8 protein-coding genes and 1 pseudogene are annotated in these 13283 nt (G+C 52.9%); 4 read left to right on the top strand and 5 right to left on the bottom strand.

Annotated features, from left to right (window positions below; translation table 11 throughout):
- Positions 1 to 19: 19 nt before the first annotated feature.
- Positions 20 to 1669, bottom strand: coding sequence for a phosphoglucomutase (alpha-D-glucose-1,6-bisphosphate-dependent) (gene pgm / locus PQG83_RS08015; RefSeq protein WP_312748377.1), 1650 nt, complete (start codon positions 1667 to 1669; stop codon positions 20 to 22).
- A gap of 1406 nt (positions 1670 to 3075) precedes the next feature.
- Here pgm and PQG83_RS08010 point away from each other — a divergent pair.
- Positions 3076 to 4446 (top strand): alanine/glycine:cation symporter family protein, encoded by a 1371-nt coding sequence (locus PQG83_RS08010; RefSeq protein WP_312748376.1) that lies wholly within the window; start codon positions 3076 to 3078, stop codon positions 4444 to 4446.
- 137 nt (positions 4447 to 4583) lie between these two features.
- On the opposite strand, the gene PQG83_RS08005 is transcribed toward PQG83_RS08010, so the two are convergent.
- Positions 4584 to 4826: a hypothetical protein gene (locus PQG83_RS08005; RefSeq protein ID WP_312642363.1), complete on the bottom strand. Its 243-nt coding sequence runs from the start codon at positions 4824 to 4826 to the stop codon at positions 4584 to 4586.
- A 330-nt stretch (positions 4827 to 5156) separates the two neighbouring features.
- Here PQG83_RS08005 and PQG83_RS08000 point away from each other — a divergent pair, with 330 nt between their 5' ends.
- Entirely contained in the window at positions 5157 to 5675 is a 519-nt protein-coding gene (locus tag PQG83_RS08000) for a hemerythrin domain-containing protein (RefSeq protein WP_312748375.1), read from the top strand.
- Positions 5676 to 6243: 568 nt separating this feature from the next.
- A pseudogene (locus PQG83_RS20915) lies at positions 6244 to 6351 on the top strand (DUF1499 domain-containing protein); the annotation flags it as partial.
- 121 nt (positions 6352 to 6472) lie between these two features.
- Here PQG83_RS20915 and PQG83_RS07995 read toward each other — a convergent pair.
- Complete coding sequence (locus PQG83_RS07995) at positions 6473 to 8830, bottom strand: FdhF/YdeP family oxidoreductase (RefSeq protein ID WP_312748374.1); 2358 nt, start codon at positions 8828 to 8830, stop codon at positions 6473 to 6475.
- Positions 8745 to 9722: a formate dehydrogenase accessory sulfurtransferase FdhD gene (fdhD, locus tag PQG83_RS07990; protein WP_312748373.1), complete on the bottom strand. Its 978-nt coding sequence runs from the start codon at positions 9720 to 9722 to the stop codon at positions 8745 to 8747. The genes PQG83_RS07995 and fdhD overlap by 86 nt, the downstream gene beginning before the upstream one ends.
- Positions 9723 to 10051: 329 nt before the next feature.
- Here fdhD and PQG83_RS07985 point away from each other — a divergent pair, with 329 nt between their 5' ends.
- Positions 10052 to 11485, top strand: coding sequence for an SDR family oxidoreductase (locus PQG83_RS07985; RefSeq protein WP_312748372.1), 1434 nt, complete (start codon positions 10052 to 10054; stop codon positions 11483 to 11485).
- Between the two features lie 153 nt (positions 11486 to 11638).
- On the opposite strand, the gene PQG83_RS07980 is transcribed toward PQG83_RS07985, so the two are convergent.
- Positions 11639 to 12922: an SGNH/GDSL hydrolase family protein gene (locus PQG83_RS07980; RefSeq protein WP_312748371.1), complete on the bottom strand. Its 1284-nt coding sequence runs from the start codon at positions 12920 to 12922 to the stop codon at positions 11639 to 11641.
- Positions 12923 to 13283 lie beyond the last annotated feature (361 nt).

The raw sequence follows: 13283 nt of genomic DNA, 5'->3' as shown, positions 1-13283 counted from the left end.
CCTTTGGGATTCCGCTGGACTAGGTTGCCGCTCCTAGGACCTTGGTAATCAGGGCCTGCGCCTCTTCCTGGATTTGCTTAAGGTGCGTGTCGCCTCGAAAACTCTCCGCATAAATTTTATAGACATCCTCTGTTCCGGACGGGCGGGCGGCAAACCACCCGTTCTCCGTCATGACTTTCAGCCCCCCAATGGCACTGCCTGTTCCCGGGGCCGAGGTCAGAATGCCAGTAATCTTTTCTCCTGCGAGTTCGGATGCCTGAATCTGCTGTGGTGCCAGTTTTTTCAGAATGGCCTTCTGCGCGGATGTGGCCGGGGCATCGATACGCTGGTAGACCGGGACGCCCAGTTCCTTGGTGAGGTCGAGGTAGAGTTGGCTTGGATCACGTCCCGTCTTGGCCAACATTTCTGCGGCTAACAGATCGAGTATGATGCCGTCTTTATCGGTCGTCCACACGGTTCCGTCATGACGCAAAAAGGATGCGCCGGCACTCTCCTCTCCCCCAAATCCGACGGACCCGTCAAGCAGCCCATCCACAAACCATTTGAACCCGACCGGCACTTCAACCAGACGCCGACCTATCTTGGCGGCTACCCGATCAATCATGCTGCTACTTACCACCGTCTTTCCGACTGCGGCATCCTTCCGCCAGCCGGAGCGCTGGGTAAAGAGATACGAAATCGCCACCGCGAGATAGTGGTTGGGATTCATCAGCCCAGATGTGCGCGTGACGATTCCATGCCGGTCATGGTCGGTATCGTTGGCAAAGGCAATATCGAAACGGTCTTTTAAGGCAATCAGTCCGGCCATAGCGTAGGGTGAGGAACAGTCCATGCGAATCTTTCCATCCCAATCCAGATTCATGAAGCGAAAGGTCGGATCCACGCCTTCATGCACGACCGTGACCGGGAATCCGTAGCGTTCGGCGATGGGTCCCCAATAGTCCACGCCTGCTCCGCCGAGCGGATCCACTCCAATGGACAACCTCGCGTCGCGGATCGCCGCCATGTCGATCACCGCGCCAAGGTCACCAACATACGAGCCGACATAATCATGCTTGTGTGTGGTTGAGGCACGCCGTGCCTTCTCATAAGACATGCGCTGGACCCCGCGCAGGTCATGGGTCAGCAACTGGTTCGCCTGTTTCTCGATCCAGGTGGTCACGTCGGCATCAGCCGGCCCGCCATGGGGGGGATTGTATTTGAAGCCACCGTCTTCAGGCGGATTATGCGAGGGCGTGATAACAATGCCATCGGCCAATCCCGTTTTTCGATCACGGTTGTAGGTCAGGATGGCATGGGAAATAACCGGCGTCGGGGTGTATCCGTTGTCCCGGTCTACCATCACGACCACATCATTGGCGGCGAGCACTTCGAGCGTGCTTGCCAGGGCAGGTTCCGAAAGCGCGTGCGTATCCATGCCTAGAAAGAGAGGCCCGTCAATATGCTGTTGCTGCCGATAGAGGCAGATGGCCTGTGTGGTCGCCAGGATATGGGCTTCATTAAAGGACAGCTTCAAGGAGGAGCCGCGGTGGCCCGATGTGCCGAAGGCGACCTGTTGTTCCGGCACGGAAGGGTCAGGCCGTCCCGTGTAATAGGCGGTGACCAGTCGGGGAATGTTGGCGAGCATGGACGGCTGGGTGGGATTTCCTGCAAGGGCACTGACCTTCATGGTGATCGCTCCGCGTTCAAAAATGGCTGTATGTGCTATCTCCTGCTTTCAGTGAGAGGAGGCATACCTTACCGAGTTTCATCAGAGGATTCAAAGACTTCATTCTTTCTCATGCCGACCTGGCGGTGTCCCGGAGTCGGGTGCAGACTTCGACTCCGTTTTGGATTTGTTCTGATTGACAGGAATTCTCACCGAAGGCCTGGAAATTTCAGACCTCATGGCCGTCTTATCAACATCTTTAAAGAAATTCTGTGGATAAGAAAATCATTGACAGCGTATTTTTTTTCACGGACATCAATGGGCATCGGTATGGAGACGCATGTCAAGAAAAAAAGTCCTATTTCTACCTTTACTCCTACGCCAAAAAACCTACACCACTTCCTGTAGGGGCATAAAAAAATCTTTATACAATGCTTAAAACAGAGGCAATCTGCTCATTTCCTTTTTATTCCTTAGAAAAACACTCGATGCATGACAGTATTCACCAGGTTATACACAAAATTTGGGGATGAATTGTTTTTGCCATGGTCTGCATTTTGCCGACCCCAAAATATCAAAGCTTTGTATGTGATGGCTGCCGTTCACTAGGAGCCAAAGGGATGATGGTGCACATCTTCTCAAAACTATTCCCATTCTCGTTCGTCTCCAACTTTTGCGCCAACCCTAAACGAATTCGATAGAAGATAATTGTTGATCTACCCGTTCTGATCATACCTACCATCCCGATATTCCATGAGCGTTATCATCCTGAATGGAACGAAGGATCTCGCTGAGCCGTGCCATCGTCAATTTTTGCGCAGATGCTTCGTCATGGGCTCAGCATGTCAAGCTGGCGAGGGCCTTGCCTGGTGGGGGGTGTCAAAACGTGTGAATGTCCCCTTGAAGGTTTTACCCTGCATGGGTCACGTCTCATTTCTATGAAGGGGAGTGTTGAATGATAAGGATGTTCAAGGGCAAATTTGCGCAGGATGAGATTACTCCTCAAAGGCTACGGGTCGGTTCAAAAAAGCATGCACTGAGTCTTCCCGAAGGGTCCGTCCAGTCCTGTCCTGAGGCCCCTCGAAGGAAAGGCCTCAGCCGTTTTTACGCGCGGAGCGTACTCTTAGTACGTGAGCACGGGAAAATGGCGAGAACGCCACTGGCGGCTTTTTTCAACAGACCCATGAAGAGCCATACCACGTCGATTCGCACCAGGCCTGTTTACATAATGCACCTCATTGGTAGAATAAGCGGTGCCTCGCAATTATCCTCTTTCCCTTTTCCAGCTGTTCGACGCACGACGTTTCACCATTCATTTCCTGCAAACCATTCCGCCGCCTTTGTCGTGTCAGAGGTGGACATTCCATTGTTGATGAGAATTCCTTCGAACCCCTACAGAAGTTTTCGTCATTGGAGAATCAGGCCCCATGGACTCCTTTGAATCCTTCGTAGCGACCGTAGCCGGATGGGTGTGGGGCCCGCCCATGTTGCTTCTGTTGATCGGCACCGGGTTGTATCTGACCATTTTGCTGAAGGGCTTGCAGTTTCGTGTCCTCCCGCATGCTCTGAAATTAATTTTTCACAAAGAACCGGGTGGCAATGGGGACATCAGTCATTTCGCCGCGCTCATGACGGCCTTATCAGCCACCGTGGGCATCGGGAATATTGTCGGCGTGGCAGCCGCGATTACGCTCGGTGGGCCCGGAGCTGTCTTTTGGATGTGGATGACCGGGCTGGTGGGCATGGCCACCAAATATGGCGAAGCCGTGCTGGCGGTGAAATACCGTGAGCAGGGGGCATACGGCATGCGTGGCGGGCCCATGTATTATTTAGCCAAGGGTGCCGGATTGCCCTGGTTAGGCTGGCTCTTTGCCTTGTTCACGGCCTGTGCGGCGTTTGGCATCGGCAACATGACGCAGGCTAATGCGGTGGCCGGCATTCTTGAGTCGACCTTTCAGATCCAACCCTGGATCACCGGCGTGGTGTTGATGGGGATGACCGGGCTTGTGATATTGGGCGGCATCACATCCATCGGCCGGTTTACTTCGGTGCTGGTGCCATTCATGATTGTGGGGTATGTCACGTCAGCTTTGGTTGTCCTGGCTCTGCATGTGACGGAGATTCCACAGGCTTTGATGAGCATCGTCTATCATGCGTGGAATCCGATTGCGGCAGGAGGCGGGTTTGCGGGTGCCACGATGGCCGCCGCCATGCGCTATGGGTTAGCCAGAGGAGTGTTTTCGAATGAATCGGGTTTGGGTTCCGCGCCCATTGCCGCCGCCGCGGCACGGACCGACGATCCCGTCCGGCAGGCCCTGGTCAGTATGACGCAGACCTTCATTGATACCCTGGTCGTCTGCAGTATGACGGCGTTGATTATCCTGACCGCGACTCCATGGACACACGGTGTCGATGCGGCTCAACTCACCAGCGCCAGTTTCGGGGAAACCCTCGGCCACACAGGAGAAATCATTGTCACCCTCTCGATTACTCTCTTTGCCTTTTCCACCTTGATCGGCTGGAATTATTATGGTGAGAAAGCCATTGAGTTTTTGATGGGGACGAAGGCGATCGTGTATTACCGCGTGATCTTTGTGGCGGTGGTCCTGCTCGGTGCCACGTCAAGGTTGGAATTGGTTTGGAATGTGTCCGATGTCATGAACGGCCTGATGGCCATTCCGAATCTCATCGGATTGTTGTTATTAGCAAAGATTATTAAACAGGAAACGACGCGCTATCTCAGCACGCAAAGCCCAGGCGCAGGCTCATTGAAGTCTCCTACCCCCCCTCCTGCGTAAAGGTCAGGAAGGGGAAACTGAAAATCTCCTCTCAAACCACCAGATCAACAATCCGGGTGCAGAACATCGACTGTGCCCGACCCTGCCGAGTTTTTTTACTGTTGAGAATCCGCACCTCTATTCAGTTGGACCGGGCATCAGGAGTGGACGAACCATTGCCCCAGTTTCAATAAGGCGTAGGGTGTCAGATAAAAGGACAACACGGAAATCACGACCCCTGAAATGGCTCCGGACAATCCGCTCATGAACACCCCGATCAAGGGGAGCAAAAACACGATAAGAATCATGGCCAGAGCGATACGCTTATGGTGTTCGTAGAAAGCCTGTCGCCGATCACTCTTCAGGGAATCGGAAAAGGATAAATCGGAAGGAAGCGCCATCCGCACAGTATAGACAAACGGTATGGTGATTGTGAATGCATTCCTTAATCTTGGATCCCATCCCTTATAAAGGATGTTTTATTTCGAAGAGAAATTGAAGGGTGGGGAGAGGCGCTATTCTTCCCAATGCACCACCTCACGCAGACGAAAGAGACCCACCTCCCGCAAAGCATTCGCTTTCGGGAATTGTAGACCTAAAGGCCTTTGAACAAAAGATAGGCAACCTCGCGCGTTTTATACATTGGGCGGATGACGTTCTCCTGCTATAGATCAATACGGAAGATAGCGGGAGCAATGAATTCACAATATTCATAAAAGGAGAAGTCGTCCATGGCCACAAAGACTCTGAAAGCTCAGGCAGCACAAATCACCGACATGCTTCGAAAGGACCACAAAAAAGTCAAAGGGCTTTTTAAAAAATTTGAAAAAACGGATAATGCTCAAGAGAAACAAGAGATCCTCGACACGATATTGACGGAGCTGGAAATCCACGCGGAGTTGGAAGAGAAAATCATCTATCCGGCCATTCGCCCGAAAATTAATGACGAAGATCTAATGGATGAGGCCATCGAAGAGCACCATGTCGTGCATAGTGTGATCGGAGAACTTAAAAAAATGAAACCCGCCGCCGAACGTTATGACGCCAAGGTAACCGTACTCGGTGAATTGTGCAAACATCATATTAAAGAAGAAGAGGAAGAAATGCTGCCCAAAGCAGAAAAGCGGGATATCAATTGGGACCGATTGTACGAGCAGGTCATGAAACGGAAAGATCAACTCATGGAGAAGGCGGGATTGTCTTCCAACAACGGCTCACCCACGAATTCCAAGGCGAGGAAAAAGAAATAGGAAGCGCCCCACATGGGTGCGATTAACCGCATGGCTCAAAGGACATTTTTTATCAGTCCCTTGCGCGCCGTCCAACCATGCCGGGCGAAGACACACTTCCGCTAGAAATACTGGTCCTGTTACTCCTTGTTCCGACAGTCATTGCCCAGGGGGTGAGATAGGAAGCATTGCTGGTAGGAAATAGGGTTCTCCTCCCATGCTCAAGCCGTCCTACCAGCATCTCCACGGAGGCTGCGGGGGAAATCATTGCGATAGCACCCTATCGGAATCACACATCTTTGAGGGGCTGTTGAAAAAATCCGCCAGCGGCGTTCTCGCCATTTTTCCGTGCTCACGTACTGGAAGTACGCTCTGCGCGCAAAAATGACTACGGCCTTGCTGGACGAACTTTTTTGAACCGCCCCGAGGCCTCTAATATGCAACGTGCCTGTGGGTCAATATGCCTTTGGAAATTTGTTTTATTCAACACTCCCTTGAGTGAAACCAAACCGGTGCTGAAACAGGTCTTCCGTGAATACCCCCGCATGGAAGTGACCAAGGAGGAGGATGACCTTCAGTACGAGTCAGAAGTTTTTTCTTGGGTTTTGTAGACGAGGTCGATTTCGTGATCGATGAGGTCACCAAAATTATACATCTCCGTTCGGCCGCACGTAACGGATCTACTTCCGGCTTATAAAAACCTTTGCACAATGCGAACCGTTTAGGGCTGAGCCAGGTCCTTCGGAAACCCCTGCCCTGAGCTTTGCCGAATGGGTCAGGATGAAAGTCTTTTGAAATGCTTCTGTTTATTTAACCGTTTACGTGTGGGGAGGAGGAGTGAGCCTGGTGGGATGGATGGTGACGACGATGGATTTGGAGGTCGGCGTGTTGCTTTTGTCTGCCACGCTGTCGATGGGGATGAGGACATTGGCTTCGGGGAAATAGGTCGCCGTGCAGGTTCGGGGAATGGGGTAGGGGACCACGACAAATTGTGGTGCTGTTCGGGTCTGACCTTTGTGGTGACTGACGATATCCACCAGGTCGCCTTTCGCTAAGTGACGCTCCTCCATATCACGCTCATTCATGAACACCACCCGCCGTCCGGCTTGAATGCCCCGGTAGCGGTCATTCAATCCATAGATGGTCGTATTGTATTGATCGTGACTGCGAATGGTCATCATGAGCAATTGATCCGGTCCTAGGTGTATGTCCGGCATCGGGTGGACGGTGAACCGCGCTTTACCCGACGGAGTAGGAAATTGCCGGGCATCGCGGATCGGATTGGCGAGATAGAAGCCGCCCGGTTTGTTGACCCGTGTTGTATAGTTTTCGTGCCCGGGGACGACCTGGCTGATGAGATGACGAATCTCGTCGTAATCGTGAATAAGTACGTCCCAGTTGATGTGATTCCCTGGCCCATCTTTATTCTCGAAGGTGGCCTTCGCCAGGCTGGCGATAATATCGACTTCACTTTTGAGCAATTCAGATACCGGCTCGAGTCGTCCCTGCGAGGTCTGGACGACGCCCATGGTGTTTTCCGTGGTGACATATTGGGGGATATCATCTTGAAGATCCTTGTCGGTGCGTCCAAGCGCGGGCAGGATCAAGGCCTCGGTTCCGGTGACAAGGTGGGCCCGGTTGAGTTTGGTGGAGATGTGGACGGTGAGGCGGCAGCGGGAAAGCGCCTGCGCGGTATAGGCTGTATCCGGCGTGGCCGAGAGGAAATTGCCGCCGAGGGCGATGAAGACCTTCGCCTTTCCTGCATGCATGGCCTTGATGCCTCGCACCGCGTCATGACCTCTTTTGGTGGGTGGCTGAAAGTGGCAGACCTTTTCGAGGCGATCCAGAAATTCAGGAGAGGGGTTTTCGGTGATGCCCATGGTGCGATCGCCCTGCACATTGCTATGCCCACGGACGGGGCAGGGGCCTGCGCCTGGTTTTCCGATGTTGCCCCGCAGCAGGAGGAAATTGATGATTTCCTGCATGTTGGCCACGGCGTTTTTATGTTGGGTCATGCCCATGGCCCAGGTACAGATGATACTTTTGGCTTGTTCAGCAATATCCGCGGCTTTTTGAATGTCTTCGCGGGAAATGCCGCTGCCTTCCTCAATTTTCTCCCATGACATATTCAGGAGGACGGTGGCGAAGTGGTCGAACCCTTCGGTGTATTGTTGAATGAACGGCAGGTCGAGGATGGAGCCCGGCTGCCTGGCTTCCCGCATGAGCAGTTCCTTCATAATGCCTTTGAGCAGGGCCACGTCGCCGTTGATTTTGATTGGGAGAAACAACGTGGCGATCGGGGTCCCCTTGCCCAACCAGGTGGTGACTTCCCGGGGATGAATGAACCGGGTGGTCCCGGCTTCCGGAAGTGGATTAATGCTGACAATTTGACAGCCTCGCCGTGCGGCCTGCTGAAGAGTGGCGAGCATACGCGGATGGTTGGTGCCCGGATTTTGTCCCAGAATGAAGATGGCGTCGGCCTTATCGAAATCGTCGAGCGTAACGGTGGCTTTGCCGATGCCAATGACTTCTTTTAACGCCACGCTGCTGGACTCGTGGCACATGTTGGAGGAATCGGGCAGATTGTTGGTGCCGTAGAGTCGCGCGAAGAGTTGATAGAGGAAGGCGGCTTCGTTGCTGGTGCGCCCGGATGTATAGAAGATGGCTTCGTTGGGATCGTTGAGGTCATTCAGGTGACCGGCGATGGTTTCAAAGGCTTTGACCCATGAAATGGGATGATAATGCGTATCCTCGCTCCGCTTGATCATCGGCCGGATAAGGCGTCCCTGCTGTCCTAGCCAGAAATCCGATTGTCTGCCCAGTTGCTCCAGGGAATAGCGTTGAAAGAATTCTTTGGTGATGATGTTGGTGGTGGCTTCATGGGCGACAGCTTTGACGCCGTTTTCACAAAACTCAGTGATGGCGCGCGTGCCATCGGGATCAGGCCAGCCACACCCTGGGCAATCAAACCCTTGCTTTTGATTGACCGTGAGAAGGGCCTGGCCACCTCGCAGAATGCCGGGTTCGTGCGTGGTGTGTTTGAGGGAAGTGAGAATGGCGGGAATGCCACCGGCGCTCCTGGAGGGCGCGTCAAGATGAAGGTCGTGAGAATCTTCGATCGGGATTTCCCACGTCGGTGTTGACGGGGCTTCCGGTATGTCGCGTTGTTCGTCCACCTGTGTCCTCTAGTTGTTGAGCCTGGTGAGCTTGAATTCGTCCGGAGTCGTGATAGACCGTCATGCGTTGATGGTCTAAAAACCCCACCAGGGTGATGTTGAATTCTTGTGCCATTTGCACCGCGAGTGTGGAGGGTGCGCCCACGGCGGCAACAAACGGGATACCGCCCATAGAGGCTTTCTGCATGAGTTCGAAGCTGGCCCGACCGCTGACGAGCACCACATGATGATCCAGAGGAAGGTGGTTATTGATCAGGGCCCATCCCAAGACTTTATCCAACGCATTGTGCCGTCCGACATCTTCCCGCACACAGAGCAGAGCGCCCCTTTCATCAAACAGGCCTGAGGCATGACAGCCCCCGGTTTTCTGAAAGAGTTGTTGCTCGGCGGCCATGCGTTCCGGCAGACAGAATAACATGTCTTGGGTGACGGAAGGGGAGGCAAGATGTTTAATCGTTTGGCCGAATTGGTTGTTGATTTTAAGGGCCTCGATGGACGTTTTGCCGCAGATCCCGCAACTGGAAGTGGTATAAAAATTCCGGTCCATCGTGGCGGTCTTCACCGACACGTGAGGGTGCAGCTTCACTCGCACAATATTGTGAAAATTCTGCCCTTCGACGATTGGTCCACATGGGCGAATTTCTTTAATGTCGTCCCATCCGGCAATAATCCCTTCGGTAAACAGAAATCCCGCGGCCAGTTCCCTATCCTGTCCGGGAGTCCGCATGGTTATCGAAACACTTTTCCGATGAGGCTGCTCGTTGACCCAATACTCCAGTCGAATTTCAAGCGGTTCTTCGATCGCTAACTGATCTGGTTTGGTGTGCACAACCGGGCGGGCGGAATGGGGGGAAAAGATCGTGTCCTGCGTCGAATAGAGTTTGGTTGCCATGTTCCAAACCTCTTTATCGTTGAATGGCCAAGTGCCATTTGTCTCAGTGGAATATTCCTATTATAGCTCGCTTCTTCCTCCTATGCACGGCGGAATTCTTTTTCGGTCGAAGAAGGTCTGACGTGTCCCATAGTAGACAAGGATTTATCCTCGGCTTTGTGACCATGTGAGAAGCGAAGGTTTTCGCCGTGCCATGAAGAGCATCTTGTTCTTGATCGCCCCTCACCTCAGTTTTATGCTTTTAATGGCAGGATTGTGCTGGTGCCTTATTCTTCTTATCATGAGATGTCATATTTTCTGATATGAGAGTGACTGCTCAACGGGGGAAAATGAAAATTCTTCTAACAGGAGCGACAGGGTATGTGGGCGGGAGACTGCTAGGTCAGCTGGAGCGGCATGGCCGGCACGTACGGTGCCTTGCGCGACGGCCCGAGTTTTTGAAAGAAGGGGTCGGTCCCGGCACGGAGGTCATTGCCGGTGATCTGCTTGACCCGGCCAGCTTAGCGACCGCTATGAGTGACGTGGAAGCGGCCTATTACCTCGTGCATTCCATGGGAGCGTCCGGAGGTTTCGAGGAAACTGACCGTATCGCCGCGCGGAATTTCGGCGAAGCCGCTTGGTCCGCCGGCCTGAAGCGCCTGCTTTATCTTGGGGGGCTTGGGGACGACAGTGAACCGTTGTCTCCTCATCTGCGGAGCCGGCATGAGGTAGGGGAAATCCTTCGTCAATCCGGTGTGCCTGTGGTCGAATTGCGTGCGTCGATCGTGATCGGCTCCGGCAGTTTGTCATTTGAAATGATTCGCGCCCTGGTTGAGCGGTTGCCGGTGATGCTGACGCCTCGCTGGGTTCATGTTCCCGCCCAACCCATCGCGATCGATGATGTGCTGGCCTATCTGATCGCCTCTCTTGATGTACCGCTGATGGAAAGCCTGATTGTAGAAATCGGTGGGGACGATATTGTGTCGTATGGGGATTTGATGCGGGAGTATGCTCGCCAGCGTGCATTGCGGCGGATCATGATTCCGGTGCCTGTTCTCACGCCGCGACTGTCGAGCCTATGGCTTGGCCTAGTGACACCGTTGTATGCGCGTGTCGGGCGTAAGCTCATCCAAAGCATCAAATACCCTACTGTGGTCCGCGACCCTTCTGCGAGACGTTTGTTTGCGATCGAACCCATCAGTGTGCGTGAGGCCATCGCGCACGCGTTACGCAATGAAGAACGGGAGCTTGCGGAATCGCGTTGGTCGGATGCGCTTTCCGCGTCCGGGGACGTGCGGCAGTATGGGGGGGTGCGATTCGGCAATCGGCTGCATGATGTGCGTACGGTGCAGGTGCCTGTCTCCACCCCTGACGCGTTTCGCCCGATTCAACGGATCGGCGGGCGGACCGGCTGGTACTTTGCCGATTGGCTGTGGACACTCCGGGGCTGGTTGGATCTAGTGGTAGGAGGGGTAGGCCTTCGTCGTGGCCGGCGTAACCCGGAAGAGTTGCGCGTAGGCGATGTGGTGGATTGGTGGCGGGTGGAAGCCATTGAGCCGGGAGTGCGTCTCCGGCTCTTCGCCGAAATGAAGTTGCCGGGACGTGCCTGGCTCGAATTTCTCGTGGAACCTCATGGCGCCGGCTCAAAAATTACGCAAACAGCCAGTTTCGATCCCATTGGATTGAGCGGGTTGTTGTATTGGTATGGGATTTGGCCGGTGCATGAACTGGTCTTTCGCGGAATGATAAGAGGTATCGCCCGCGAAGCGCAGCGATCGAAATGACGTTCACCAGGAATGTTTGGCTTGTTTCGGCCGACAGGACTCTTTGAGAATATTTTTTTGTTTTTATCCGGCTAGAAGGGTCACATTTGCAAAACATGAATCCGCTTTTAGCGGACCTATCAAGATCAGACTGGTAGATGTTTCAGAAGCTGGTCAATCGGCTGTAGTGAATTTTCGTGGAGCGGAGTGCAGACAGCAATGGTTTGTGGTGCAGGCTGCGCGAACGAGAGACTTGACCTGGTTTCTTTTTACTATTTCCTCATTGTTCATATAATTTCTAATGGAGGTGGCGACAATCGAATTCCCGAGGCGGGAGAAGTGTCCCCACTTTCCAACCGTGAGTCGATCTGTGGGCAGCGCAGAGTCAAAGGCAACCAATGCATCTAAGATGTCTAGAACACGAAATCCTTTTCTGTGTAATTGCTCCAACAGTGGTTCATACCGTTTCGCACGGTGGCTGCGATGCCGACTGAAATCGCCCAGGTCGGGAAAGATGATAATCATAGGTAAGGATTCATGCTGGAGCGCCGCACAATAAAACTCCTCAAGTAGTCTTGTGGTGAGGCGAAAGCCTTCTGAATTGACGGCGTAAGACCCTTCCGGTGTCACCACCGGGTTGAGCTTTTCCTTCACACTCCGTGTGGCAATCTTTAGAAGGCGTATGGAGGGCAGCAGATCCATTGGTCCCGCCGTATATTTTATTTGATAAAAATAATCATGGTTCCCGATTTCTCGGAGCACGGCCTCATCGTTTCTGACAAAGCGCCAATAATCGCTGGTGGTCATTAAGGGATTGTCGAGAAGTACAAGGCTATCGTTCGCAAGGATGAATCGTGGTTTGGTATAGAAATTCGACGCATAGGATGAATGGTAGAAGGGACGAAACACATTCAAATTGCGATAGATGTTTTCAGACATAAACCCAATGAAGACGATATCAGAATTAAACGAGATTCCGTCCTGCATATACCGCATATACGCCTGATCCAACCCATACGCGCCGACGCCGAAATTCAGGACCTCAATGCGAGGATCCTGCTCTTCTAATTGATGCTCCCATGTATCCTCGTTCGCGACTTCCTCTCCGAAGGTGAAGGAGTCGCCGAATGCCGATGCTCTGACGACTCCCGGACGAATAACATGAGCAAAATCGTGATCTGCTCTGAGGCCTTGGGAGTTAATTCTGACGTCCTTCGAGTGAGAATGCGGTTTGGGTGCCCAGCCCAAAACGGGGTGGTGCCCACTGAGAGGGACGTTGTCCTCAAGGCGTCGTTGAATAAGTTGCTTTTGTTCCTGAGAAAGACGGGAAGCTAGGGGTTGATAGCTCACTCCCTTGCCTTGGAGGAGCCACAAGCCGATGTAGGAAATGCCTTCAATGCTGCCATACACCAAACATGCTAAAAGGATGTATAGCAATACAGATTTTTGTTTGATCATTATTTCATTGATGTTTCCGGACTTCCATCTACCTTATTATAAAGAGTATTCCTCAAAACACCATGAGAAAATGTCCAATCCCCATATCGTCGGCGAGTAACGCCTAGACCAAGTCGGAACCTGGGCGATTGAATGCTTTCCAGGCTTTTTGGGGGGAAATGAAGCACGTGTGAAAATGTCATAAGGTTGTCGTCGTCGAGATGGTTCCGTGTAATCGCGAAGGAGTCGGTCTTGGAACCATATTCCAAGCCTGACGGCTGATGGGTTCGCCTTCCTGATAAAAAAGGACTCACCTGGGTCAGAAGCTGGATGATCCCCATTTGCCGCAGACTTGAAATGATTATTTCCAGAACCACAGCTC

The sequence above is a fragment of the Candidatus Nitrospira neomarina genome (assembly GCF_032051675.1).
Classification (GTDB): Bacteria; Nitrospirota; Nitrospiria; order Nitrospirales; family UBA8639; genus Nitrospira_E; species Nitrospira_E neomarina.
This window is presented reverse-complemented; position numbering and strand designations above follow the sequence as displayed.

What these genes read in the sequence shown, in the direction of transcription:
- pgm (WP_312748377.1), bottom strand. Translation starts at nt 1,669, where the DNA reads ATGAAGGTCAGTGCCCTTGCAGGAAATCCCACCCAGCCGTCCATGCTC.
- PQG83_RS08010 (WP_312748376.1), top strand. Translation starts at nt 3,076, where the DNA reads ATGGACTCCTTTGAATCCTTCGTAGCGACCGTAGCCGGATGGGTGTGG.
- PQG83_RS08005 (WP_312642363.1), bottom strand. Translation starts at nt 4,826, where the DNA reads ATGGCGCTTCCTTCCGATTTATCCTTTTCCGATTCCCTGAAGAGTGAT.
- PQG83_RS08000 (WP_312748375.1), top strand. Translation starts at nt 5,157, where the DNA reads ATGGCCACAAAGACTCTGAAAGCTCAGGCAGCACAAATCACCGACATG.
- fdhD (WP_312748373.1), bottom strand. Translation starts at nt 9,722, where the DNA reads ATGGCAACCAAACTCTATTCGACGCAGGACACGATCTTTTCCCCCCAT.
- PQG83_RS07985 (WP_312748372.1), top strand. Translation starts at nt 10,052, where the DNA reads ATGAAAATTCTTCTAACAGGAGCGACAGGGTATGTGGGCGGGAGACTG.
- PQG83_RS07980 (WP_312748371.1), bottom strand. Translation starts at nt 12,922, where the DNA reads ATGATCAAACAAAAATCTGTATTGCTATACATCCTTTTAGCATGTTTG.